The sequence below is a fragment of the Anoxybacillus sp. B2M1 genome, assembly GCF_001634265.1.
In the GTDB taxonomy this organism is placed as follows: Bacteria; Bacillota; Bacilli; order Bacillales; family Anoxybacillaceae; genus Anoxybacteroides; species Anoxybacteroides rupiense.
In genome coordinates this window covers 2,241,744-2,268,183 of the sequence record NZ_CP015435.1, presented here as the reverse complement: position 1 = coordinate 2,268,183, position 26,440 = coordinate 2,241,744, and the positions used below count along the sequence as shown (strand labels likewise).

20 protein-coding genes are annotated in these 26,440 nt (G+C 42.8%); 11 read left to right on the top strand and 9 right to left on the bottom strand.

Annotated features, from left to right (window positions below; genetic code table 11):
- Window positions 1-27: 27 nt before the first annotated feature.
- Window positions 28-822, bottom strand: a complete 795-nt coding sequence (locus GFC28_RS10930) for a VOC family protein (protein ID WP_044741350.1) — start codon at window positions 820-822, stop codon at window positions 28-30.
- A 287-nt stretch (window positions 823-1,109) separates the two neighbouring features.
- Here GFC28_RS10930 and GFC28_RS10920 point away from each other — a divergent pair, with 287 nt between their 5' ends.
- The 4 genes from GFC28_RS10920 to GFC28_RS10905 all read left to right on the top strand — a co-directional run bounded on the left by GFC28_RS10920 (window position 1,110) and on the right by GFC28_RS10905 (window position 7,007).
- Window positions 1,110-2,957, top strand: coding sequence for a sigma-54-dependent Fis family transcriptional regulator (locus GFC28_RS10920; protein WP_044741352.1), 1,848 nt, complete (start codon window positions 1,110-1,112; stop codon window positions 2,955-2,957).
- Between the two features lie 221 nt (window positions 2,958-3,178).
- On the top strand, window positions 3,179-4,174 hold the full coding sequence (locus GFC28_RS10915; RefSeq protein ID WP_044741353.1) for a thiamine pyrophosphate-dependent dehydrogenase E1 component subunit alpha: 996 nt from the start codon (window positions 3,179-3,181) through the stop codon (window positions 4,172-4,174).
- A gap of 24 nt (window positions 4,175-4,198) precedes the next feature.
- A complete protein-coding gene (locus GFC28_RS10910) occupies window positions 4,199-5,233 on the top strand; it encodes an alpha-ketoacid dehydrogenase subunit beta (protein WP_044741354.1) in 1,035 nt (344 codons plus the stop codon).
- Window positions 5,234-5,747: 514 nt separating this feature from the next.
- Complete coding sequence (locus GFC28_RS10905) at window positions 5,748-7,007, top strand: dihydrolipoamide acetyltransferase family protein (RefSeq protein ID WP_044741393.1); 1,260 nt, start codon at window positions 5,748-5,750, stop codon at window positions 7,005-7,007.
- 72 nt (window positions 7,008-7,079) lie between these two features.
- On the opposite strand, the gene GFC28_RS10900 is transcribed toward GFC28_RS10905, so the two are convergent.
- Window positions 7,080-8,285 (bottom strand): polysaccharide deacetylase family protein, encoded by a 1,206-nt coding sequence (locus tag GFC28_RS10900; protein ID WP_044741355.1) that lies wholly within the window; start codon window positions 8,283-8,285, stop codon window positions 7,080-7,082.
- Between the two features lie 747 nt (window positions 8,286-9,032).
- On the opposite strand from GFC28_RS10900, the gene galU reads away from it, so the two are divergent.
- On the top strand, window positions 9,033-9,914 hold the full coding sequence (gene galU / locus GFC28_RS10895; protein ID WP_044741356.1) for a UTP--glucose-1-phosphate uridylyltransferase GalU: 882 nt from the start codon (window positions 9,033-9,035) through the stop codon (window positions 9,912-9,914).
- Window positions 9,915-10,014: 100 nt separating this feature from the next.
- Here galU and GFC28_RS10890 read toward each other — a convergent pair whose 3' ends face one another.
- From GFC28_RS10890 to ade, 6 genes are all read right to left on the bottom strand, one after another.
- Window positions 10,015-11,766: a DUF6020 family protein gene (locus GFC28_RS10890; RefSeq protein ID WP_231883410.1), complete on the bottom strand. Its 1,752-nt coding sequence runs from the start codon at window positions 11,764-11,766 to the stop codon at window positions 10,015-10,017.
- 304 nt (window positions 11,767-12,070) lie between these two features.
- Entirely contained in the window at window positions 12,071-12,406 is a 336-nt protein-coding gene (locus GFC28_RS10885) for an EamA family transporter (RefSeq protein WP_311975581.1), read from the bottom strand.
- A complete protein-coding gene (locus tag GFC28_RS10880) occupies window positions 12,393-12,740 on the bottom strand; it encodes an EamA family transporter (RefSeq protein WP_044741357.1) in 348 nt (115 codons plus the stop codon). Before GFC28_RS10880 ends, GFC28_RS10885 begins: the two co-directional genes overlap by 14 nt.
- Window positions 12,737-14,473, bottom strand: coding sequence for a DUF6020 family protein (locus GFC28_RS10875; RefSeq protein WP_044741358.1), 1,737 nt, complete (start codon window positions 14,471-14,473; stop codon window positions 12,737-12,739). Before GFC28_RS10875 ends, GFC28_RS10880 begins: the two co-directional genes overlap by 4 nt.
- Window positions 14,457-15,407, bottom strand: coding sequence for a DPM/DPG synthase family glycosyltransferase (locus GFC28_RS10870; RefSeq protein ID WP_044741359.1), 951 nt, complete (start codon window positions 15,405-15,407; stop codon window positions 14,457-14,459). Before GFC28_RS10870 ends, GFC28_RS10875 begins: the two co-directional genes overlap by 17 nt.
- A 266-nt stretch (window positions 15,408-15,673) precedes the next feature.
- Complete coding sequence (ade, locus tag GFC28_RS10865) at window positions 15,674-17,404, bottom strand: adenine deaminase (RefSeq protein WP_044741360.1); 1,731 nt, start codon at window positions 17,402-17,404, stop codon at window positions 15,674-15,676.
- A 512-nt stretch (window positions 17,405-17,916) separates the two neighbouring features.
- Here ade and gatC point away from each other — a divergent pair.
- The 3 genes from gatC to gatB are packed head-to-tail and all read left to right on the top strand — an operon-like array spanning window position 17,917 to window position 21,123.
- The gene (gene gatC / locus GFC28_RS10860; protein ID WP_044741361.1) at window positions 17,917-18,207 is read left to right on the top strand and encodes an Asp-tRNA(Asn)/Glu-tRNA(Gln) amidotransferase subunit GatC; all 291 of its coding nucleotides are present in this window, start codon (window positions 17,917-17,919) and stop codon (window positions 18,205-18,207) included.
- Window positions 18,208-18,220: 13 nt separating this feature from the next.
- Entirely contained in the window at window positions 18,221-19,678 is a 1,458-nt protein-coding gene (gene gatA / locus GFC28_RS10855) for an Asp-tRNA(Asn)/Glu-tRNA(Gln) amidotransferase subunit GatA (protein ID WP_044741362.1), read from the top strand.
- A gap of 14 nt (window positions 19,679-19,692) precedes the next feature.
- Window positions 19,693-21,123 (top strand): Asp-tRNA(Asn)/Glu-tRNA(Gln) amidotransferase subunit GatB, encoded by a 1,431-nt coding sequence (gatB, locus tag GFC28_RS10850; RefSeq protein WP_044741363.1) that lies wholly within the window; start codon window positions 19,693-19,695, stop codon window positions 21,121-21,123.
- Window positions 21,124-22,323: 1,200 nt separating this feature from the next.
- On the opposite strand, the gene GFC28_RS19310 is transcribed toward gatB, so the two are convergent.
- The gene (locus GFC28_RS19310) at window positions 22,324-22,518 is read right to left on the bottom strand and encodes a hypothetical protein (protein ID WP_156487530.1); all 195 of its coding nucleotides are present in this window, start codon (window positions 22,516-22,518) and stop codon (window positions 22,324-22,326) included.
- A gap of 285 nt (window positions 22,519-22,803) precedes the next feature.
- Between GFC28_RS19310 and GFC28_RS10840 the strand changes: the two genes are divergently transcribed.
- The 3 genes from GFC28_RS10840 to GFC28_RS10830 are packed head-to-tail and all read left to right on the top strand — an operon-like array spanning window position 22,804 to window position 25,509.
- A complete protein-coding gene (locus GFC28_RS10840) occupies window positions 22,804-23,706 on the top strand; it encodes a glycine betaine ABC transporter substrate-binding protein (protein WP_044741365.1) in 903 nt (300 codons plus the stop codon).
- A gap of 25 nt (window positions 23,707-23,731) precedes the next feature.
- A complete protein-coding gene (locus GFC28_RS10835; protein WP_044741366.1) occupies window positions 23,732-24,859 on the top strand; it encodes an ABC transporter ATP-binding protein in 1,128 nt (375 codons plus the stop codon).
- 14 nt (window positions 24,860-24,873) lie between these two features.
- Window positions 24,874-25,509, top strand: coding sequence for an ABC transporter permease (locus GFC28_RS10830; protein ID WP_044741367.1), 636 nt, complete (start codon window positions 24,874-24,876; stop codon window positions 25,507-25,509).
- Window positions 25,510-26,440: the final 931 nt, after the last annotated feature.

Sequence of the window (26,440 nt, the reverse complement as noted above, 5' to 3'; positions counted from 1 at the left end):
GTTTGCCCTATGCCGGTTGCCTGCCTCTCAGACAGAAAAATCGTAAATCGCTTGTTCGAGCAAGATCGTTTGATTTTGTGGCATTCCCGTGATTCCGCATAAAAAAGGGCGATTGATATATAGAGCCCTTCCGGATGGAAGCTTCGCAGATTCATAAAAACGCATCTTGATATGGCCAGCGGGAATCTCCGCATAAGAGCCAAATCGGTCAGCATGATAGCGGACTAAAGAAGAAGGAATATCAAATAAGTGGCAATATTTTTGGACCGACTCGTCGAGGTGGTCCGCTTGAATGCCGATATAGGAAAGGGTTGGCTGTCCATGATGATGCTGCATCAGCTGTTTCATTTCCTGCTTCCGTATGCTGTCTTGTTGCCCCCATTGAATAAAAAATGGATAGCGGTATGTGTGATGGGACTCATCTCTAATAAACAGCATCGACCAGCTGAGCACGGTCCCGTCTTCTCGTTGCCGGTTTCCGGCAAATGGGCCAATGGGGGTTAATCCTTTTTCAGAAATATGGTTCATGATGGCATGGATGTCATTTGTGCGAAAGGCGATTTGGGAAAAGCCGGCCCCTTGGGCGGAGTCTGTGACGATTTGCTGGATCAGTCTATTATCAGACTTTTTCGCTTTGTTAAGGTCCATAAAGCCAATCCATTCAATGTAGCGCAAGTCACGAAAATAGCATAGGCAATTATACGTTCCCCAATCGTGATGAATACCGCCCTGTATGGCGTGGAAGCCCATTTGTGCAAAAGCAGCTTTCGCTTCTCCGGGGGATGCTGTTAGATGAACAAGATGGTCAAAGGTCACTTGCATGGGTCTCTCTCCTTTTCATATATCCATAGAAACGGTTGATTGCGGCATGTTTCAATATGGCTGTTTGATGATCGCCGAAGTGATGCTTTGGTCATATGGCTGCATGATGAAATCAGCTTGTATTTATTATAAAAATAAGAAGGAAAAAGCGCCAATGCCTCCTTTTTCTATACTCCGCTGGCGTCTCGGCGGATTGGCCATTCGCATAGAAAGGGTTCACAAAGAGGAATTTTTGTAACAAAAGCGAATGTAGTATAGTATGAATCCGATAGAGAGGAGGGCATAGGATGGGTATGGTAGATCTGTCCAAAAGGGAGGTTTGGCAGCGTTTTATACGAGAAGGAATATTGGATCAAGGAAGAATCCATCACAGAATTGAAGAATCATGGCAGCTTTGCCGCCGCTATAATGTCAATCCATATGATGGAAAGGGGAAAGTTGTGCTGGAACCGCCTTTATTGCTGGAGCGGAAGCAAAAAAATCGGCGATTGCTGCAGCTGGCAGTTCCCGTTTTAGAAAAGCTACAGAAGCTGATTCAGGAGACAAAATCGCTTTTGTTGTTAATTGATCGCGATGGATATGTTTTATACGCGAATGGACATCAGCAAGCGATCAAGAAAGCTAAAGCGATTCGTTTTACAGAAGGAGTGAAATGGACCGAGGATGAGGTTGGAACAAATGCGATTGGCACAGCGCTAAGAATTCAGGAGCCGATCACCGTTGTCGGCGATGAGCACTACTCAGTCGCTTCCCAGCAATGGATATGTTCAGCTACGCCTATCTATAATGAAAAGAAAGAATTAGTTGGAGCGATTGATCTTTCTTGCCCCATCAACAGCTCTCTGCTTCAAGACCATGCTTTAGCCACTGTTGTTGCCGCCGCTTATACCATCGAACAGCGATTTCAGCTACAAAAGAAAGAAGATCTATTAGAACTATTTAAGTATACACATCACATTCCCAATCCTCATTCTCCGGTTGTCATCTGCGATTGTCATGAAAAAACGGTATGGATGAACCATGGGTTGCGCGCTTTCTTGCCTAATTTAACCGATCAGCCACTGGAATCCCTTTGCGAACAAAAATGGAGAATTCAAACAAAAAAACCGATTCACTCTGCCGTTGATGGTGAGTTGATCGGCTATGAGGTGACGCTTCAGAGAACCGCCGTTTATCCACAAACCTTTCACTTCTCTGCGCCATCCTTTCATTTTGATGGTGTTGCGGGAAAAAGCGAGGTGTTTGCCCATGTTTTGCAAAGCTGCGAAAAAGCAGCAAAAACAGAGACCACGGTTTATATGACGGGAGAAACTGGTACCGGAAAGGAAATGTTAGCCCGCTTTATTCATCAAAATAGCAACCGGAAAAACAAACCGTTTGTGGCGGTCAACTGCGGCGCCATTCCAAAAGAGCTGATTGGCAGTGAATTGTTTGGCTATGCAGAAGGAGCGTTTACAGGGGCCAAGCGGACAGGACATAAGGGGAAATTTGTGCAGGCGAATGGTGGAACTTTGTTTCTTGATGAAATGGGCGAGATCCCTCCAGAGATGCAAGTAGCGCTTTTAAGGGTGCTTCAAGAGCGTGAGGTGGTACCTATTGGGGGCGATAAAGCCATTCCGGTTGATGTGAGGATCATTACGGCCACTCATCGCGACTTATACAAGCTAGTGCAGGAAGGAAAACTTAGGGAGGATTTGTTCTACCGAATTTATGTGTACCCCATTCATGTACCGCCGCTCAGAGAGAGAAAAGAAGATATTCCTTTTTTTATTGAGCATTACTGTCAAAAACACCATTGGGCGGTAACCTTTTCAGATCAGCTGCTGCAATTATTGATGAATTATCACTGGCCCGGAAATATCCGTGAATTATTGAATGTTTTGGAAAGAATCCGCGTGGAATATGGGACGCATCTCCCAGCGGTTTCTCAGCTTCAGTCGATGCTTGTGGCTTGGAATCAAAATAAGGAAAAAGCGGAGCAGAATCAAGCACTATCTTACAGAGAGAAGATCGAAAAAGAACGAATGATGAACGTATTGCAGATCACGAACGGAAATGTCAGCAAAGCAGCGGCTACGCTTAATATTTCGCGAAGCACCCTTTATCGTAAACTGAAAAAATACCAGCTCATGTAGAACATCCTAGAAAAGTGTTCCGTTTCTCCGCGTTTTGCGCAAAAGGGAAAAGGTTCGCCAATGAACAAAAATGAAACAAAATGATACAGTATGAAACAAAATGAGAAACAATGTCGCTTTGGTGTATCAGGCGCTTGCAAAAGGATTGATTTTGTAAGCGCTTTTTTGCTGGCACGATACTTGCAATATATAAAAGTGAAATGAATCGAATAGGAGGGAGCATGATGACAATCGCAAAATCACAAACGAAAAGCATCACTCAAGAAAAAGCGAAGTGGATGTATCAAAAAATGAATGAAATTCGCCAGTTTGAGGACAAAGTGCATGAAATTTTTAGCAAAGGTGTTTTGCCTGGTTTTGTTCATTTGTATGCTGGCGAGGAGGCGGTGGCAGTCGGAATTTGCGCCCATTTAAGCGAAAAAGACTATATTACGAGCACACACAGAGGGCACGGTCATTGCATTGCAAAGGAATGTGACTTAAATGGAATGATGTCTGAAATTTATGGAAAGGCGACAGGGCTATGTAAAGGAAAAGGCGGATCGATGCATATTGCCGATGTGGAAAAAGGAATGCTTGGTGCCAATGGAATCGTTGGAGGAGGCTTTCCTCTCGCTGTTGGTGCCGGATTGACGGCGAAGTTAAAGAAAACGGGCGGAGTGGCCGTTTGCTTTTTCGGAGATGGCGCCAACAACCATGGAACGTTTCATGAAGGGATCAATCTTGCGGCGATTTGGAAGCTACCAGTCATTTTTGTGGCCGAAAATAATGGATACGCGGAAGCTACTCCTTTTGAATATGCTTCCAGCTGCCGAAATATTGCCGATCGTGCGGCTGCTTATAATATTCCGGGAGAAATTGTGGACGGCAAGGATGTGGTCGCTGTTTATGAAGCGGCGGAAAGGGCGATTGAGCGAGCAAGAAACGGACAAGGCCCGACGCTGATGGAGTGTAAAACTTATCGAAACTACGGACATTTCGAGGGAGATGCGCAAACATACAAATCATCAGAAGAAAAGCAGAAGCATTTGCAGGAGCTTGATGCGATTGTCAGATTCCGCAAGCATTTGCTGGCGAGTGGACTTGTCTCTGAGCAGGAGCTAATGCATATCGAACAAAATGTGGCAGAAGCGATTGAGAAGGCTGTCGAGTTTGCGGAGAATAGTCCGTTTCCGACCGAAGAGGAGCTTTTGCGGGATGTATATGTATCCTATTAATGAAAAAGTGAGGGGGAGCGAAAGATGACAAGAAAAATTTCTTTCTCAGAAGCGGTCAATGAGGCGATGAAGCTGGCGATGCGAAAAGATCCGAATGTCATTTTGCTCGGAGAGGATGTCGCCGGCGGGGCGACAGTCGACCATTTGCAGGATGACGAAGCATGGGGAGGAGTGATGGGAGTCACGAAAGGACTTGTGCAGGAGTTTGGGAGAGAACGAGTACTTGATACGCCGATTGCTGAAGCGGGATATATGGGAGCGGCTGTCACGGCGGCGGCCACTGGAATGCGGCCAATCGCTGAATTAATGTTTAATGACTTTATCGGCAGTTGTTTGGACGAGGTGATGAATCAGGGAGCAAAGCTGCGCTATATGTTTGGCGGAAAGGCGAAGGTGCCGCTCACTGTGCGGACGATGCATGGTGCAGGGTTTCGGGCGGCGGCCCAGCATTCGCAAAGCCTTTATGCGTTATTTACCCACATACCAGGTTTAAAGGTGGTTGTGCCATCGACTCCATCTGACGCAAAAGGGCTCTTGCTCGCTTCGATTTTTGATGATGATCCTGTGATCTTTTTTGAGGATAAAACACTTTATAACATGAAAGGAGAAGTAGACGAGGAGTTTTATACGATTCCGCTTGGAAAGGCCGATATTAAACGGCAAGGCAGCGATTTGACGATTGTCGCAATCGGAAAACAGGTGCATACCGCGTTAAAGGCGGCAGAATTATTAAAAGAGAGAGGAATTGAAACAGAAGTCGTCGATCCAAGAACGCTATCCCCGCTTGATGAGGAGACGATTTTAGCTTCTGTGGAGAAGACGGGCCGGCTTATTGTCATCGATGAAGCAAATCCGCGCTGCAGCGCTGCTACGGATATTTCCGCGCTCGTGGCCGATAAAGGATTTGATTATTTAGACGCGCCGATCAAAATGATTACCGCTCCGCATTGCCCGGTTCCATTTTCTCCGGCATTGGAGGACCTGTATTTGCCAACTCCGGAAAAAGTGTTGCGGGCAGCAGCTGAAATTATCGGCGATGAAACGATTGTAACCGTGTGAAGCAGACGCGGATCGTGCGGGCCATAGTAAAACTTTGTTTTATTTCAATCAGCTGGCATGCGCCTTTCTTTCTTAGAGCGTGAATCCATAGGGCATTCATTCAGCTGGAGTCCAGCAGCTGACATTTTCTTAAAAAGATAAGAGTGAATATAGGGCGCTAGTATAATGAGCGATTTAACAGCTTTCCAAAAGAAGTCCCCCATCCTCGAGGACCATGAAGGGTGACAGCCCAGTGAGTAGGGGGAGATGAATTTCGGTCGGCGATCCGCCAACGGATAGGATACTCTATCGTTCGAACGGACCCCTTCGGAACGAAGGGAAGCGTAAAGGGTTCTTGTGTGGGGCTTACCGTTCAGCGAACACGCACAAGTCGCTTGAAGCCCGCTCCTCTAAACGGCGGCGTGGCGGGTGGTTCACAAGAGAGGCTGGCAACATGGACGCTCAGAAGCATGCTGCCTACATTGATTGCAGCATTTTTCATTCCTTGTATTCATCGGAAAAGGAGAGGGAAATCATGGCGGTTGAAATCATTATGCCAAAGCTAGGAATGAGCATGGAGGAAGGAACGGTAGTCGAGTGGCTCAAAAAAGAAGGAGACACGATTAAAAAAGGTGAGTCGATTGCGGTCATCAGTTCGGAAAAAATTGAAAAGGATATTGAAGCCCCTCAGGATGGAGTGCTATTGAAGATTATGGTGGCGCAAGACGAAACGGTTGCAGTAGGGCAAGCCATCGGCTATATCGGTCAAGAAGGAGAAAGCATGAATGAAGCGGAAGGAAGAGAAGCTGTCAAGACAGAAGAACAGGTGATCAGCGCTGGAAGCCAAACAGCGCGGCAGGAAGCGGCGGCAGCGATCGCGGCTGAAGAGACAAAGCCCGCTCCGCAGATGATGGCCCGTGTTTCGCCTGCGGCGAGGAAGCTCGCTCGCGAAGCGGGGATTGATTTAAGCAAAATTTCCGGTTCTGGCCCAAGGGGAAGGATAACAAGAGCTGATATTGAAAAAGCCATACAAATGGCGCAGGCTCCTGCCCCTTCTGTTGCAGAAAAGCAGCCAAAGCCTCAAACGAATGTTGAAGTTGAGCCAAGCGGTGTGACGGTCAAACCGATGACGGGTATGCGCAAAACTATTGCCTCAAGAATGTTTGCTAGCCTGCAGCAAACGGCGCAGTTGACCATTCATATGAACGCGGATGTCACTCATTTGTTGGAGCTGCAGGAAAAGCTGAGACAGGATGAAGCGATCGGAAAACTGACGATCACGGACTTTATTGCCCGTGCTGTCGTTTTATCGTTGCTTCAACATAAACAAATAAACAGCCATTATCAAAATGGACAGATTCAAACGTATGATGCGGTCCATTTAGGGATAGCCGTTGCGTTGGAAAACGGCCTTGTTGTTCCCGTCGTCAAACATGCCGAATCTCTTTCTTTAAGAGAAATTTCACAGCAAATCAAGACGTTCAGTAAAAAGGCGCGTGAAGGGGCTTTAAACAGTGAAGAGATGACAGGATCGACCTTTACCATTACTAGTCTTGGTGCTTATGGAGTCGAATTTTTTACGCCGGTGCTCAATCCTCCAGAGGTAGGGATTCTTGGGGTAGGGACGGCAACCGATGTCCCTGTTTTTATCGGGGAGGACATTCAACGCAGAAAACGATTGCCACTCAGCTTGACGTTTGACCACCAAATCATTGATGGAGCTCCAGCGAGCGATTTTCTCCGCACCGTGAAGACTTATTTAGAAGCGCCGTATCGGTTGCTTTGGTTATCATAGTCATTGCCGATCGCAAACGTTCACCGAGGCAGATTCCTCCTTTACATATGAATCTGCCTCGGTTTAGTTTGTTTAGTTTTCCACCATTTTAGCAAATTGATTTAACGTACAATTTGGCTCTACACCAAGTCGCTTAATTTCCAGCAATGCATCGCCAACCTGGACTTTCCCTGGTTTGGTTGTCACGGCCATATGAATATTTAATTCTTTTAATAGCTTTATTGTATTAGCATTGTATTGGCCGAACGGATAGGCGAAATATTTGCTTCCTCCCAGTATGCTTATGCTTTGTTTAATGTCCGCTTTGACGGTTGCATAAGGCTTTGTGATCACATCACTTTTGTTGCCGTTTAAATGATGTAGCTGATGGGTATGGGATTCAAATGTAAATACATCCTTCATGCTGTTCATTTCCGTTTGACTTAAAAATTGCAGCTTATCTGGGTTAAATGGCTGCGGTGTTTTCGTCATTCTGCTCGTGATGACAAAATTAGCTGCTTTAAATCCGTACGATTTTAATACAGGATAAGCATACAAAAAACTCGTTTTTAAACCGTCGTCAAAGGTAATGACAACCGCTTTGGCCGGGAGATTGGCCGTTCCTTTTACGTAATTTTCTAAGCGCTCCAGCGTAATCGCCTCGTACCCATGAGTTTTCAGCCAATTCATCTGTTGGTTAAACTGAAGATCCGAAATAGTCGTCGATACATTGCGATAATTTTTATTTTCTGCTGGCTTTAAAATATGATGATACATAAGGACAGGGACACCATTATCCCACTTAGCTTTTGAATCATGTAAATATCCGATTCGTCCGCCGACATCAAGTTGGTACCAATGATTGATTTTTTTTATAATCGGATAACGCATATTGCCTTTGATCGTGACGAAAGGAATCAGTTTGCCCTTGCTATTATCATAAACGCGTTCATTTTTATTGATTAAAATCGTGCGGTTTGCGTTTTTTAGATTTTTTGCATTTTCTCCTGAAACCGTTTGGCTGCGAAAGGGATGAACAGCACCCTTATACACATAAGCATAGCTATTGCCAAATTTTATTTTCCACCAATTTTTCCCTGCATCTGCATAGATTTTTAATATATCTCCTTTTTCCATATAGCCTACTTCAAGTAATGAGCCTGTGCTGTTGTCAAGCAGTGGAACGCGTGACTGTATCGCTTTAATATACATTTTTTGTCCGTCGGCAGTTGCTTTATGAGTGAATAAAACCAAAAAAGCAGCTAAGCATGAAAAGATAAAGAGGAAGATGCGCCGCATGTCATGATCACCTCCTTTCCTAATTTGATTGACTGATAGGGGGAGAACGGCAAATATCGGCTTTCATTCTCCATTGCCAGCCTATGATGAATCGCCTTATTCCATTTGTTTTGCTTAAAGGTGCGTATGTATACTTTCACGGAGTGAACGGATTCAATACAGATTGATTTTCTAATATGGCCTCATCATTTTCAAACGGTTGAACGAGTTCGTTTCTATCGGTTTTCCATTTGAACCCATCATTTGTATCGATATGAAATTTAGGGTGTTTTTCGTTGGTTCAAGGCAAGTTTCCATATTGTTAAAAAATGGGTTGCTTTTTTGGAGTAAACAATTCATTCAACCTTTCCTGATCGATCAATAGAGGTCGACTTGAATTCTTTTGCCGTTTGTGCCATTACGATATATGGTAATAATGATAGATTCAACCATATTATAAATATAATCTTATAAATGATTTGTTTCAATAGTATTTTTATACATATTATGAACGAGATTCCATGTATTAACGAGGAATTTTGTTATGTCAGGGAAGTACATGTTTTCGTATGTTAAAAAGGGTTTTGATGCGGAAAGCGTTTATCTGTTAGTGTGTGGATGACCCAATCAAACAGATAACCTTGTTTTTTTGGGAAAGCAGTTTATTTTTTCTAATTGTGTAATATACTATTCATTCCTGATTTATTGTTTATCCATTTTTAGTCATATATAATTAATAAGGAATTGGATGATAAAGGAGAGTTTAGCATGAAAAAGGTTAGAAAGGCGATTATTCCTGCTGCCGGTTTGGGCACTCGTTTTCTACCAGCTACTAAGGCGATGCCCAAGGAAATGCTTCCGATTGTGGATAAGCCGACCATTCAGTATATTGTTGAAGAAGCGATCGCTTCCGGCATTGAAGATATTATCATTGTAACGGGAAAAGGAAAGCGTGCCATTGAAGACCATTTTGATAATGCGCCAGAGCTGGAGCAAAATTTAATGGAAAAGAAAAAGTACGATTTATTGGAAGAGGTGCGCCACTCCGCTAATTTAGTGGATATTCATTATATTCGCCAAAAATCCCCAAAAGGATTGGGCCATGCGGTATGGTGTGCCCGCAAGTTTATTGGCGATGAACCGTTCGCGGTGTTATTGGGAGATGATATCGTCCAAGCGGAAAAACCTTGTTTAAGCCAATTGATTGAACAATTTGAGCATACTCAATGCTCAGTGATTGGTGTTCAACCCGTGCCGGACGATGAAACAAACCGTTATGGAATTATCGAACCGCTAAAGAAAATGGGAGAGCTTTATCAAGTAAAGCAGTTTGTTGAAAAGCCGCCGTTAGGTACAGCTCCATCCAATTTAGCGATTATGGGTCGTTATGTGTTTACGCCAGATATATTCGAGTTTTTAGAAAAACAGGAGATTGGGGCTGGAGGAGAAATTCAACTGACCGATGCGATCCAAAAATTAAATGAAAAACAGCCTGTATATGCATACAGCTTTATGGGCAAGCGCTATGATGTAGGCGAGAAGCTTGGATTTGTAAAAACGACGGTGGAATTCGCGCTGCAGAAGGACGAACTGCGCGGGGAGCTGATTAGCTTTTTGAAGCAATTGCTCCATCAGGAAAAGGCGCTTTAACATATTCAGAAACCTCTCCCTCCTTTCACGAAGTGAAGGGGGGAGAGGTTTTTTATGCACATGGAATAAGAAATTTTGAGAGCCAGCTCTGTGAATGAAATCAAGAGCTCTGCTTCGAAGGTTCCTTGTCTTTATAACGTATGAACATGAATAAAACGGAAAGATAAAATACGAGTGTATTGGCATATAAATAACGAAAGTCTTGAGCCGGCAGAGCGATAAAAATGCTTCCGATATTAAGAAACAACGCAAGAGGAACTAACCAAGCCTTCCAGTCGTTCCGCAAAGCTGTAATAAAAGTAAACAAAACGATCAGGAACATGTAGTTGGCTGGCCGCCAAATAAATGGTTTTAAATCTGTATCCGATGTTTTTAAATATTGAGTGATGAATTCAGTCAAAGGCTTAACGATGACTTGGCTTTTCAGCCCGTCCCTGTTGTGAGGCCAAACATTGGTCACAAATGTATACGTATGGCCGTCTTGTGGTTCATTCATTTGCCAGACAAGAGAAGTTTGTTTTAAAAAAGCTTCCTTTGCTATTTTCGGATTTTGTGCGCAAATTTCGAGCCATGTCCGCATATAAGTGGAAAGATGATCGGGAAAAATCGCACTTCGATTATATTCCTTGGAAAATTTAATGCGATTGGTGATGTATGGATGATAATATTGCTTCCACAACGGTAATGGCAAAATTTGATTTAAGTATTGCGCCTGTTCCTCTGTTAGTTTTCCACCTTGCTCAATCACTCTAGCTATTTGTTGGGTAGGAATGCTTAAAACCTCGTTTGGATCGGAAGGTGCGACCTTCAGATAATGAAAGACAGGCCCTGTAAAGATGAGGTAAAACGCGATAATAGAGCCCCCGGATAACATCAGCGGTTTCCACTGACGGCGGAAGACCATAAGCAAAACGATGAGCATGACAAGGAACACCGGAAAGCCGTTATGACGGAAAAATACAACACCGAAGGCGGCTAGAAAGAAAATCCACGTGTTTTTCTTGCTGTTTAGCCATTTTCCATTCGTAATGACTAAATGAAAGATAGTCGTACTAAATAGTAATATGAATGCACTATATAGGATATCTTTCCAAATTGTTACAGAGTAAATGCCGTTAATAGGGTTAATTGCAAAAAGAATCGATACAATCCAAAGCCAAAAGCGTCGAATGCCAGCTTTTTCGAATTGGGCCATACAGTATCCAAAGATGAGTGAGATGATGATGATTTGCGATAGCGCAACAATAGCGGGAGAGTCCCAAATTTTCGTTAGTCCCATAATGAGTAATGTATACATCAGCGGATGCCAATTGCTAAAATGTCCGGTATGAGCTTGGTGCCACTGATCAACAGAATCAAAGGTCATAGCGGCAGGGAAAATCGCCAGTGCATATCCCCCCCACAGGATGATGGAAGGAACGGCGTATTTGAATAAGCTCCATTTGCTTGAAGCTAAGTGATCAGCTGGTTTTACCTCTATTTTTAGAGAGGAGAAAATAATCCACAATACAAGACTACTTAGGAAAAAAAAGGTGCCGACATAAACATATGCTCTTGTTTTAAAAGAGTAGGCAAGCAAAAAATCTTGTTCTCCTTTCATGCTAAGAAGGGCTAAGAATGAAAATAAAAGCGTAAAGACGATAATCGCTATCCGTTGTCTTTTTAAAAGGCGGCGCCATTCATCTTTCATTAAGAACAGCAAATGAATATGGATGAAAGTCAATAGTGTCGTGACAAAAGCAACGGTCGCCCGTGGCGCATCTTGAATGGGGATAAAAAAGAAAATGAGGGCCACACTGCTAAAAAGGGCTAACGGGATACTAGCTATATAAATGATCATCCTCGTGCTCATTACATTATTTCCTCCTCAGAATAGGTAATCATATGATGTTGAATGTGCTGATCCATTCCTAACACTGACTCTATCCAATGTCTTTGTGATGGCGACATCGATCAATAGAGGGGGTCTTACTTCAATCAGTCATTCATGTATTTATTTTCCATTATCCTATTATACACCGATTGACAGAATTATAAAAATGTCATTTTTTATGAAATCTATAAATGTTGAATTTTTGCGGTAGAAGATAGGGGAAGGAGAGGAGAATAGAAGGATAATGGCAAAAAGCTGCTCCCTTGAAGCAGCTTTTTGCCGTTTATAACACAAGGAAAATGGAGCCGATTAAAATCAACAAGACCCCTGCCATTTTTTTGCGGGTGATATGTTCTTTTAACAGAACATACGATAAACCGAGCGTCCAAATATAAGTGATGGATGTTAAAGGGAACACGATAGTATAAGGGAGCTGCTTTAAAATGATAATATTAAGCACGGCTCCTATCCCATAAAGCATACCGCCAATGAATAACGGGAGCAAAAACGCTGCTTGGAATCCTAAGCGCTGGCTGGATGCTTTTTTAAAGTAATAGCCTCCTAACGCCCCGGACAAGGTCATGATTAAAAGCAAGAGAAACGAACTAATGATCGCCACCTCCTATCAGTATGGCGCCGCTCGTAATGAGAAGAGTCCCTATTACTTTCATGGTGGTGATTGGTTCATGAAGAAAGGCGACTCCCAACAGAAGACCGAACACATATCCCATACTGAGAAGAGGGTGCAGCACAGAAAGACTTCCGAAGCGAAAAGCGACGATCATTAAAACAGCTCCAATAAAATAAAGGGAGAACCCGAATAACAGATAAACGTTCCAATTTCCGTCCGATAGCTTCCAAAGCATCTGTCCGCTGGCGGTGCTGACAGAGGCAATCAGAATGAATAAAATGCCGATTTTGTTTTTTTGCAAGGACTGAACAAACCGATTCATGTCCTCATCTCCTTCTTTTTATAAGAAACGAAGGCAAATAAAAAGGCAATAAAGAATACTAACGAATTAGAATACAAATAACGGAAATCTTGCGCTGGCAAAGCGGCTAATACGGTTCCGGTATTTAAAAGAACTATGAGTGGCACAAGCCAGGCTTTCCAATTGTTTCGTAAAAAGGCGACAAATGTGAATAGCAGAATGAAAAAGGTATAGATGGCCGGCCGCCAAATCAACGGTTTGAATGTTGTGTCAGAGATCGATAAATATTTTTTCACTGCCAATGTCAGCGGAGAGAAAATGATTTCGTTTTTCAGACCAAACTTATTTCCGTAAAAGACATTGGTGACAAACGTCGATGTATACCCATCATTAGGCTGGTTCATTTGCCAAACAAGAGATGTTTGCTTGAGCGCGGCTTGTATCACAAGCTTTGGATTTTGCATACAAATATCCCACCATGTGCGTAAATAATCAGAAAGGTGGTCAGGAAAAATCGCGCTTCGATTGTATTGCTTGGCGAATTTAATGGGGTCTGTAAGGTATGGATTATAGTTTTTCTTCCAGAGCTCCAAAGGTAAAATTTGATTTAAATAATCTGCTTGTTCATCCGTCAGGTTCCCATTATAAGCAACAACACGAGCGAGCTGTTGCGTCGGAATGCTTAATGCCTCGTTTGGATCCGCTGGCACAACTTTCAGATAGGTAAATACAGGACCGGTGACAATATAATGGGCTGCAACGATAAAGAAAATGGAAAAGACCCATTGCTTCCAGGTTTCCCGGAAGCAAATAAGCAAGATCACGAGCATGACTAAACAGACGGCAAAACCGTTGTGCCGGAAAAAAATCACTCCTAGAGCTGTCATGATAAAGAGAAAGAAATGGGTGTTGCGTTTAATCCATTTTCCGTTGGTAATGACAAGATTAAAAACGAGCGTAGTAAACAATAAAATAAAGGTGCTATATAAAACATCTTTCCATATGGTGATAGAATAAATCCCATTAATAGGACTTAAAGCAAAAATAATCGATATGATCCAAAGCAAAAATGGTTTAACCCCAGCTTTTTCAAATTGCCGCATGCAATAGCCAAAAATCAACGAAATGATGATGATTTGCGAGAGGCCGATCACGGCAGGTGAGTCCCAGATTTTTGTTAGAATCATAATGAAAAATGTATACATTAAGGGATGCCAATCATTAAATTTTCCTGTATGAGCTTGCTCCCATTGATAAATGGAGTCAGCGGTCATTCCTCCAGGAAAAATCGCCAACAGATAAAAGGTCCAAACTACTAGAGAAGGGAGAGCATATTTCAGTATGTTCCATTTGCTGACAAAGCGAGGAACTTCATTCATTTTAATAGTTACAAGCGACAAAATGATCCATAGGACGAGCGAGCAAATCGTTGCATAAGTACCAATATATACATATGCGCGCGTCAACCAAGAATTATCTGATAAATAAAATTGCTCCCCTTTTAAACTAAGAAAGGCTAAGAATGAAAAGACCAATGTAAACCCAATAGTGATGTGCTTTTTGCGTTTGTTAAAGGATGCAAGGGCCGAAGCCATAAAAAAAAGCCGATAATAGCAACAAACGAGCAATACGATCACCAAAAGGATAACAAACAAGGAAACATCACGAATCGGCGCGAAAAAAAAGATGACTGCTATACCGCTGAGCAAAGCGGCAGCTACGCTTATAGCGTAGCGATTAAGAGATGTAGTCATTTTCTTCCCTCCGCATTTGCTTATAAATTTGGTTCAACTCCAATTCATACTGCTTTCGGTGTGCAGCGGCAACGGTATCTAAAATCAATCCACATGCGAAAGACAGCAAGGCAAAAATCATTAATCCAACGGCTAAAATCGCCGAGGGGATACGAGTGATGAAGCTTGTTTTGGCAAACTCTACGATAACCGGAATCCCTGCGGCTAGTCCAAGAATGAAAAATAACAGCGCCCATAGTGAAAAGAATAAGAATGGTTTGTAATCTTTAAATAAGGTGAAAATCATTTTTAACACTTTCCATCCATCAGAGAACGTATTAAGCTTGGATTCGCTGCCTTCTGGACGATCGCGATAATCGATCGGCACCTCTTTAATTAAAAACTTTTTATCAAGAGCATGGATGCTCATTTCCGTTTCAATTTCAAATCCCGGGCTCATGACGGGCATGGATTTGACAAACCACTTATCAAACGCGCGATAGCCAGTCATGATATCTTTAATATCGCTTTTATAAAGGAAGTTAATTAATCCTTTTACCAAATTATTGCCAAAGTTGTGGAAAGGTCGTTTGTTTTCCTGAAAGTAGGTGCCGTTTGACAAGCGGTCACCAATCACCATATTGGCTTCTTTGTTTTTAATCGGTTCAATTAGCCGATGAACAAATTCGGCCGGATATGTGTCATCGCCGTCAACCATGACATAAATATCGGCATCAATCTCCCGAAACATCGAACGAACGACATGTCCCTTTCCTTGGCGAGTTTCTTTTCGAACAATAGCGCCATGCTGGGACGCAACTTCTGAAGTGCGGTCCTTTGAGTTGTTGTCATATACGTAAATATCGGCTTCTGGTAATTCTCTTTGAAAATCTGAGATCACTTTTCCAATGGTCTGTTCCTCGTTATAGCAAGGAATGAGTACGGCGATCTTCATGTTTTCACTCCTTTTCTATTATGGTTTATATGCCACGAATAGCACTTTGTTATCAATATGTGCTTTTCGTTATAGGGACAAACGGGTTTGGTCTATCTAAGCTAGCGCTGTAAAAAACTACACGGTTAAGAATATCATTTTCCATTGACTTTTTCCACATGAAGCTTGATTTTGTGAATTTTTGTTAGTTTGGCTCTGTTTATTTTCCAAAATCATACATAAATAAGTAAAAAATCCCCTCTTTCATCCGAAAGAGGGGATCCGACTTATGCTTCTACCGGAATAAATTGAAAGGTCTGTACGTCAAACAGTCCTTGGTCCGTCAATTTCAGTTCTGGGATGACTGGCAAGGCTAAAAAAGCGAGGGTAATGAATGGATTAAACGCTTGAGATGCCCCGATATCCATCAATGCCTCGTTGATTTTTTGCAAGTTTTCGCACACATCGCTGCAGCTTCTTGTCGTCATAAGACCGCCAACTTCAAGCGGCAGGTCGGCTATGATTGCTCCGTCTTTCACGACAACGAGTCCACCGTTAAGCTGCTTGATATGATCGATGGCCAGCAGTAAATCGCGATCGTTTGTGCCGACGGCGATAAGATTATGCGAATCGTGGGCGATGGATGAAGCAATCGCGCCGTTTTGCAGTTGAAACCCTTTCACAATGCCAAGTCCGATTCCGCGCTGTTGATGCCGTTCAACAACAACAAGCTTCAATAAATCTTTTGTTATGGAAGGGACGAATCGTCCTTGGTGGACATCGACTGATTCGATCATATGCTTCGTTTGTAAGCGATTGGGAATAATTTCAATAACATGGGCCTTCGTCCCTTTTGAAAAAGGAATTTGCAGATCTCTTTCTGTGATGACGGGGGCGTGAACAGATTGGAGAATTCGGTCTCCGAAATTTTTCTTTTCTGCTGATGTGGAAAAGACGGCTTTGCCGTTTTCGGCCACGAGCCCCCCTTTTTTATAAACGTGTGAAATTTGCAGTGAACGCAAATCGTCAATCAGTAAAAAATCGGCTTCATATCCGGGAGCGATGGCTCCTTTTGTATTTAAACGATAGCACTCAGCCACATTAAGTGTCGCCATTTGAATGGCCGTGATCGGATCGATTCCTGCCTGTATAGCAAGGCGGATGTTATGATCGATGCTTCCCTCGGCCATTAGTTCATCTAAATGCTTATCATCTGTGCAAAATAAAAATCGCCGTGCATTTTGGACGTTAACCGCCGGAATCAGCTGAAGCAAATCTTTAGCGACGGATCCTTCGCGAATCATGACATATAGGCCGCGGCGAATTCGTTCTAAAGCTTCTGCGGCCGTTGCACATTCATGGTCCGTTTTTATGGCCGCGCTGGCGTACACGTTTACCGCTTGATGATCCAAGCCGGCCAAATGCCCATCGATGCGTTTGTTCGCTTCTTCTGCCATGATGAGCTTATCGAGCATATGTGAGCGCTCGTGCAAAAGAGACGGGTAATCCATCACTTCTGCCAATCCGAGAACTCGAGAGTCGGAGAGAAATGGAGCCAGCTCCTGCGTGGTCAATACAGCTCCCGCATGTTCAAACGATGTCGCTGGAACACAGGAAGGGAGCATGATATAAACATCCAGCGGCACATGCTTGGAATCGTCCAGCATAAATTGTATTCCTTCCACTCCAGATACGTTGGCGATTTCATGAGGATCGGCGATCACAGCTGTCACACCGTGAGGGATCACGGCTTGAGCAAATTCGCTTGGGGTGACCATGGAAGATTCAATGTGCACATGCGCATCAATGAATCCCGGACAAACATACTTTCCTCCGGCATCAATGATCGAATGTCCCTCATATTGTCCAATGCCTGCAATCATTCCGTCAACAATGGCGATATCTCCTTCTTCGATCTCATGAGTGAATACATTGATAATTTTCCCGTTTTTGACCACGAGATCAGCCGGCTCTTTCCGGGCGGCAACGGCGAGCCGCTTCCATAATAACGATTTCATTAGTCTTGCTCCTCTCATCATTTTTACCAAAATCACCTGATTCGTGTTCGCTATTGATTGAAATGTGAGCGAATCTTCCAATAGTAGCTGAAAAGGGAGTTTGACAACGCTTCAAAGCGCCATTTCAACCATGTGGCATAGTTGCTTAAATCAAGCCTGAATGAATGGCGCATTTGGAAGCGTCTGATGCCTTGCTTTTTTGTCCAACATCCCTGTAACGAAATCGGCCGTGGAAGCACAGTCCTAACTTCATATCTAAAAAATGGTAATCTGTCAAGTGAATCTATCAAAAATAGGAGGACAGGTACAGCATCATGGCCGCTTTCCCATCATGACGGATGGGTCCATATAAATTGTTTTCATTGTATGATTGAGAGGATCCGCTCGTCAAATGATTCGTTAAGATAAAAAGACCAAGCATTTAAATCCAGTAGCGCATGTTGCTTTAATCAGTGAAAGTTTGGTATCATCATAGTATTGTGAAAGGTCGAGAATGTTGGAGGTGAACGAAAATGTCAAGAATTTCGATCGAGCAAGTTAAGCACGTAGCTCATTTGGCACGTTTAGCGATTACTGAAGAGGAAGCCGAAATGTTTACGAAGCAGCTAGATGCGATCATTACATTTGCAGAGCAGCTCAATGAACTGGATACGGAAAATGTTCCGCCAACGTCGCATGTGCTGAATATGAAAAATGTGATGCGTGAAGATGTGCCGGCACAAGGCCTTCCGCTTGAAGACGTGTTGAAAAATGCACCAGATCAGCAAGATGGACAATTCCGGGTGCCAGCGATTTTAGAATAAGGGAGGGAAGAGCATGTCGCTGTTTGATTACAAAATGTCTGAATTACATAGCCTGTTGCATAAAAAGGAAATTTCCGTTTCCGATTTAGTGAGCGAATCCTTTAAGCGGATTCATGAAGTCGAAGAGAAGGTACAAGCCTTTTTAACACTTGATGAGGAGCGTGCACGTGCGAAAGCAAAAGAATTAGATGAAAAGCTAGCAACCGAAAAAGAATTCGGCTTGCTTTTTGGCATGCCGATCGGTGTGAAGGATAACATCGTGACAAAAGGCCTTCGTACGACGTGCGCCAGCAAAATTCTTTACAATTTTGATCCAATTTATGATGCGACGGTTGTACAGCGCTTGCAGGAAGCCGATGCCGTGACAGTCGGAAAATTGAATATGGATGAGTTTGCGATGGGATCTTCCACGGAAAACTCCGGTTTTCAATTAACACGCAATCCATGGAATATCGAATGCGTACCTGGCGGCTCAAGCGGCGGTTCGGCTGCGGCTGTTGCGGCAGGAGAGGTGCCATTTGCGCTAGGATCTGATACAGGTGGTTCGATTCGCCAGCCGGCTGCGTTTTGTGGTGTCGTCGGCTTAAAACCTACATATGGACGGGTATCGCGCTTTGGTCTTGTTGCTTTTGCTTCTTCGTTGGACCAAATTGGACCAATTACACGTACCGTTGAAGACAACGCTTATTTGTTGCAGGTGATTTCCGGGCTTGATCCAATGGATTCAACATCAGCCAATGTCGATGTACCAGACTATGTATCGGCATTAACAGGCGATATTCGCGGTCTAAAAATTGCCGTGCCAAAAGAATACTTAGGCGAAGGTGTCTCTGAGGAGGTGCGCCAGTCTGTATTACATGCATTAAAAGTATTGGAAGGACTTGGCGCAACATGGGAGGAAGTATCGTTGCCGCATTCTAAATATGCATTGGCCACTTATTATTTACTTGCCTCTTCTGAAGCATCTGCGAACCTTGCCCGTTTTGACGGCGTCCGCTACGGCTATCGTACGGATAATGCGAAAAACTTAATTGATATGTACAAGCAGACGCGCAGCGAAGGCTTCGGCAATGAAGTGAAGCGCCGCATTATGCTTGGAACGTTTGCATTAAGCTCTGGCTATTATGATGCGTACTATAAAAAAGCGCAAAAAGTGCGGACATTAATTAAGCAGGATTTTGAAAACGTATTTGAAAAATATGATGTCATCATTGGTCCGACAACGCCGACACCAGCGTTTAAAATCGGCGAAAAAACGAGCGATCCGCTAACCATGTATGCGAATGACATTTTAACGATTCCAGTTAACCTTGCCGGCGTTCCGGGCATTTCCATTCCATGCGGATTGGTGAACGGGCTTCCGGTTGGCTTGCAAATCATCGGCAAGCACTTTGATGAAAGCACGATTTATCGCGTTGCGCATGCATTTGAACAAGCGACGGACTATCATAAACAAAAACCGGTATTGTAAGGGGGGAAATGAAGATGAATTTTGAAATTGTCATCGGGCTTGAGGTCCATGTCGAACTGAAAACAAAATCGAAAATTTTTTCCAGCAGTCCAAACGCATTCGGAGCACCCCCAAATACACAAACGAGCGTGATTGATTTAGGCTATCCAGGGGTTCTCCCTGTGTTGAATAAACAAGCGGTTGAATTTGCGATGAAGGCGGCGATGGCATTAAATTGCGAAATTGCCACGGAAACGAAATTTGACCGAAAAAACTATTTTTATCCAGACAACCCGAAAGCGTATCAAATTTCGCAATACGATCAGCCAATTGGCCAGAACGGCTGGATTGAAATTGAAGTCAACGGCAAAAAGAAAAAAATCGGGATTACGCGCATTCACTTAGAAGAGGATGCCGGAAAGCTGACGCATACAGGCGATGGCTATTCATTGGTGGACTTCAACCGCCAGGGCACGCCGTTGATTGAGATTGTTTCTGAACCGGACATTCGCTCTCCAGAAGAAGCGTATGCCTATTTAGAAAAGTTAAAATCGATTATTCAATATACAGGCGTATCTGATTGTAAGATGGAAGAAGGCTCGCTTCGCTGCGACGCGAACATTTCGCTCCGTCCGATCGGATCGGACAAATTCGGTACCAAAACCGAGTTAAAAAACTTAAACTCGTTTAACTTTGTGCGTCAAGGATTGGAATATGAAGCGAAACGCCAAGAAAAAATTCTGCTTTCTGGCGGCGTCATTCACCAAGAGACGCGCCGTTTCGATGAAGCGACAAAAACCACTATTTTGATGCGCACAAAAGAGGGATCTGAAGACTACCGTTACTTCCCAGAGCCAGATCTTGTCATGCTTTATATTGACGATGAATGGAAGGAGCGCGTTCGCGCCTCGATTCCTGAGTTGCCGGATGCTCGTCAGGCTCGTTATATTAAAGAGCTTGGTCTACCGGAGTATGATGCGAAAGTGTTAACGATCACAAAAGAAATGGCCGATTTCTTCGAAGCGACAGTTGCGAATGGCGCTGATCCGAAATTAGCGTCAAACTGGCTCATGGTAGAAGTATCAGGCTATTTGAACGCCGAACAAAAAGAGCTTCACGACATTGCGCTTACTCCAGAAAGCTTGGCAGGCATGATTAAGCTGATTCAAAACGGCACGATTTCATCGAAAATCGCTAAAAAAATCTTTAAAGAGCTTGTTGAAAAAGGCGGCGACCCAGAAAAAATCGTCAAAGAACAAGGGCTTGTCCAAATTTCTGATGAGGGAACGCTGCGCAAAATTGTGCTGGAAGTGCTTGATGCCAACCCGCAGTCCATTGAGGATTATAAAAATGGAAAAGACCGTGCCATTGGCTTCTTAGTTGGCCAAATTATGAAGGCAACAAAAGGACAAGCGAATCCGCAGCTTGTGAATAAGTTGCTGTTAGAAGAAATCAATCAACGATAACCAATATCTTGCTGTCCCAAAAAAGCACTAGGCGAAACCTTTTGGGACAGCCTTTTTATTTGATCATTTAGTGCAAGCGCTGATTGTATGAGCTGAAAAGGTACATTTATCTCGAAAATTCCCTGTTTATCAAACAGGAAAAAGAGATTTTCATCCTCCTGATGGTGCCAAAATGTTTTTGCGCAGGTGTCTATATCAATGAAAGGGTATTGTACCTTCTTTTCATGGATGTTGTCCTTTCGGCTGGTGGCAGCGCTTCTGAATATAAAGGTCATGCCGTTTGGGGGATGATTCCATTTTTTGTAATGAGAGTATTGAAAGGAAAGGATATGGAAGTATATAAGAGCATATGGGAGGATATTGATGTATTTCTGAGGATTCTGGATATATCCGACTAGTATCGTGGGAAATTCGCACATATCGCTTGATATACACTTATTTCCCATTTGTAAACCATATCTATGTATCGGTATAATAATCATTGTAATTATGTAACTATTCAGCATATTATCGCTGGATCTTGTTTTCAGAACCATGGAAAGAGGGGATTTGCTCTGGCGGAAGGCATCAAAAATAAAGAGTGAAGATGATCATAACAGGGCTATGAAAGCAGCATGCCCAAGAATACAGAAGATGAAAGGGAATCATGAGTTGAAATTTAGAAATCCATGTATGATGGAGTGATCTTCGTTCATCCCTTGCTTCATCTTAAGCTGTATTTTCCTTTATTTATGGAGGCGGGTTTTTACTGTGAGACAGCGCTGAGACAAGAGTCTTTTTTCATTTTGTAAACATTCTATCGTTTTTCCTAGTGGATGAACGATCATCGTTTAGAAGGCAGAGCCTTGTTGGCTCAACGATCTGTATGGAGCAGGATGCTTCGTAATCTATGAAATCTTGTCTGACGCTCGTGGCGCGTATGAAGCGATCTTGCCTGACAAGATGAATCAGTAGATCTGCTTTATACAAATGAGGTCATGAGATTTTTGTTTTTGCTTAGAGTAAAAAAGATGCTTCGTCCATTTTGGACAGAAGGGTGCTTTGTTTTGATGAAGGTAATCGTTCAAATGTTTGAATAACCAATCGCTTTATGTATGATCAGATTTCCCTTCGTCTTGTTTCCTCATCAGTTGAATATCCAGTAGATGTTTGATCTCCTCTTTCATCAAATTCCGTAGCGAATTCTACCAGTCACACATTTCATACCCGCATATGAAGCAGATGCAGCATACGACTTCCATTGCTTCGTTTGTTGGCATGAACGCCATCTTTTAGTGTTTGAAGACAGCTTCCGTCATCTGTCTTCAGCGTGAGAAGAAATGAGAGCGGCGCTCCATCTTTTGATACAAGTCCGGTAAACAGAAAAGAGTAGGCGCTTGTTCGTTGTTTCTTCACCGTCTAAAGGAACGTCCATTGGAAATAGGCTACATCGCATCTATATGTCTCCGCTATCTAAAACAATCAGCTAATCGTCATGTGACCTTGAAAGTTCATTTAAAGTAATTTGCAGCGCTTGAATGGCGTGTGATTTGTTTTTGGCTATGGAAGAGTTTTTCTTATAAAGTTTCTAGTGATGAGGCATAACATGCTGAATAGTTACGTGATTGTTTCTAAATGATGATTGTACATCCTCTATCACAGCTTTGAGCTAGCTCAATCATGTAAAGGGGAGGAATTTCATTGCGTAAATGTGCAGCTTTGATCGGAACGATTTTATTAGTCTTATCACTGGTGGCCTGCGGAACGGGAGGAAAAGCAGAGAAAGGAAAGATTGTGATTGCCGGTAAAAAATTTACCGAACAAATGATTTTAACGCATTTGCTGGCCGAATACGTAAAAGCGAATACAGATTTGGATGTAGAGGTAAAGGATAGCCTGGGCGGCGCGTTTATGCTGCAACAGGCGATCGAAGGTGGCGACATCGATGCTTATGTAGAATATACGGGTACCGGTTACTTAAATATTTTAAAAAATCAATATGACGCATCGCAAACGCCAGATGATATCTATCAAGCAACGAAAAAAGAATATAAGGAAAAATTTAATATTACTTGGCTTAAGCCGCTTGGATTTAATAATACGTATGCTTTGGCTATGAGAAAAGAGCTGGCGGATGAGCTTGGGGTGAAAACAAGCTCAGATTTAGCAAAAAAATCGAATCAGCTCGTATTCGGTTCAGATGCCGAGTTTTTTGAGCGGAGCGATGGATACGACGGGTTAGTCAAGGAATATGGATTTCAGTTTAAGAAAAAAACGAATATCGACCCTGATTTGCAATATGAAGCCGCTAAAAACGGCGATATTGATGTCATTACTGCTTATACAACCGATGCGCGTATCAAAAAATACAACCTCGTTGTGCTTGAAGATGACAAACATTATTTTCCTCCATACTATGCTGTACCGATTGTTCGCCAAGAGGTTTTGGATGCCAATCCGGGATTAGAAGAAGCGCTAAACAAGCTTGAAAATATCTTATCTGATGAAAAAATGATGGAGTTGAACGGACAGGTCAATATCGAAGGGAAGCAGCCAAAACAAGTAGCGATCGACTTCCTCAAATCGGAAGGACTCATTGACTAAACGGCCAGTTTGAAGGAGGGACAGCATGATTCGATTTGAAAATGTAAAAAAGCAGTATGATGATGGTTTTATTGCTTTAAAAAATATCAATCTCGAAATAAAAAAAGGAGAATTGGTGACGTTAATCGGCCCAAGCGGCTGCGGAAAGACGACGACGATGCGAATGGTTAACCGCTTGACAGAACCGACCTCTGGAAAAATTTATATTGACGGTCAAGATATATCGACGATTGATCCGGTAGAACTGCGCCGCAACATTGGGTATGTGATCCAACAGATTGGTTTGTTTCCCCATATGACCATTGCGCAAAACATTACCCTTGTGCCCAAATTGAAAAAGTGGAAAGCCGATATGTATGAAAAGCGCGTCGATGAGCTGCTTGACTTAGTTGGCTTGGATCCATCCACTTTTAAGCATCGCTATCCATCGGAATTAAGCGGCGGGCAGCAGCAGCGTGTAGGGGTTATTCGCGCATTGGCAGCGGAGCCGGATATTATTCTAATGGATGAGCCGTTTAGCGCGCTGGACCCGATCAGCCGCGAGCAGCTTCAGGATGATATTGTAAAGCTTCAAGAAGAAGTGCAAAAAACGATTGTATTTGTGACTCACGATATGGATGAGGCTCTAAAAATCGCCAATCGCATTGCTATTATGAAAGAAGGGGAAATAGTCCAGTTTGATACCCCGGATAAGATTTTACGGCGTCCGGCCAATGAGTTTGTCCGCGGTTTTATTGGGGAAAATCGGCTTCAGCAGGGGAACTCATTAGTGCCGACGGCGAAAGATTTAATGTCCTCATTTGTTGTCACTGCTTCTCCCAACCGCGGATTAGCCGAGGCTTTTCGCTTGATGAAGGAAAAGAAAGTAGACAGTTTAATGATTACAGACAAAAAGCAAGTCTTTCTTGGCATCGTGACATTAAAAGAGTTGGAAAAACAATATGACAAAGAAGAATGGGTGCTGGCCGATATTACGGACGAGAATTGTGCGACGCTAACGAAAGATGATGATGTGACAAATGTGGCCGAAATTTTCCAAAATAAGGATATAAACATGATCCCGATATTAGAAGGAGATCGGCTCGCAGGGGTGATTACAAGATCGAGCTTGATGCGCGGCTTAGCCGAATGGGAGTTTCATAAGCAACAGTGAGGGAGTGATAACAGATGAATCTCATCCAAACGTTTATTGACAGGAAGCAAGATATTTGGCTTGCCTTTCAAGAGCATATTATGTTATCCGCCATTTCAATGGCGGTTGCCATCCTTGTCTCTGTTCCGCTTGGCATTCTCTTGACAAGGAATAAAAGGATTGCTGAACCGGTCATCGGAGTGGCCGCGATTATTCAAACCATTCCAAGCCTTGCTTTATTGGGATTTATGCTTCCGATCTTCGGAATTGGCAAGCTTCCGGCTATTATCGCGTTGACCCTGTATGCCTTGCTTCCGATTTTACGAAATACCTATACAGGCATTTTGGGTGTTGATCCGGCGCTTGTGGATGCGGGGAAAGGAATGGGAATGACTTCATGGCAAATTTTGTGGATGGTCGAACTTCCCCTCTCTTTGCCAGTGATTATGGCAGGAGTAAGAACCGCGACCGTGTTAACGATCGGTGTTGCGGCGCTGGCGACATTCATCGGTGCCGGAGGACTTGGCGATCTGATCGACCGCGGCTTGCGGGTGGCGGACAAAAACCTTATTCTAGCAGGAGCGATCCCCGCCGCCATTTTGGCCATTTTATTTGACCTCATATTAAAGAAAATAGAAAACAAAGTAACGCCAAAAGGATTAAAGCCGTAATTCGTGTTTTTGGAAATTGTTTTAAAATGTGTTCTGATGTTGAAGAAGTAATAGCGTTGTATAAAGGTAGCTAGAGTATATTCGATCATCGTAAAGTTATAAATTTGTATAGAAAAATCGAGATCCCTTGCCTTCCCCTCTCTTTAAAGTAGAAAATTACCTAGACATTATGTGTAGAGGGGGATAGGTGTTAGGCGAAAATGCTAGCTTTAACCCATACAGCGAATGAATTAATAAGTAGCACTCCATGCCATACAACTTGTCAATGGTTATTATCCTAATAGTTCAAGAACAAGCGGACATTTCATGATTGCATATCAAATGAGTGAGGTATTCAATGGTCGTCGATCCCCCAATCGTGCTAAAATCCTGGGAGATTGACGACCCCTTATTTTTTTCGCACTTCCTATCAGACATAATCCCTTTTGAAGATTGTATCAATTTTTTAAGCTATGTATAATGATGGTGTCGTAGTAACTAATTTTTGATATATCAATGGTTAACTGTTTTTTATCTTAACTATGAGGAATCAAAAAGCATTGGAATACCTGAATCGTGACTAGGAGAGTTTTTGTTCGAGCATGAGGATAGATGGAGTAGGAGTGTCTCCTTAGTTTTTTAGATACTGAATGCGAGTGCATTATGTTTTTGTTATAAATATCTTTGAACTGTCCTGTAAATTGTTTTTCATGAAGTGTATATATACACGTTCCCACTTAGAAACTTCATTAATGTCAATCTTTGCGGTACGTTTTACAATAAAAAGAAAATATAAGGAAATATTTTTTGGTTTTTAAAAAATGTTACAAATTCGTTGTATAATGAATTTGTAAGAATGATTCTCCATCTGTTATTGTGCACAGGTTAATGCAATCGTTTGTATTGGCATGTGCATATTTTTTACAATAAAATAAACTGAAAATTGACATAA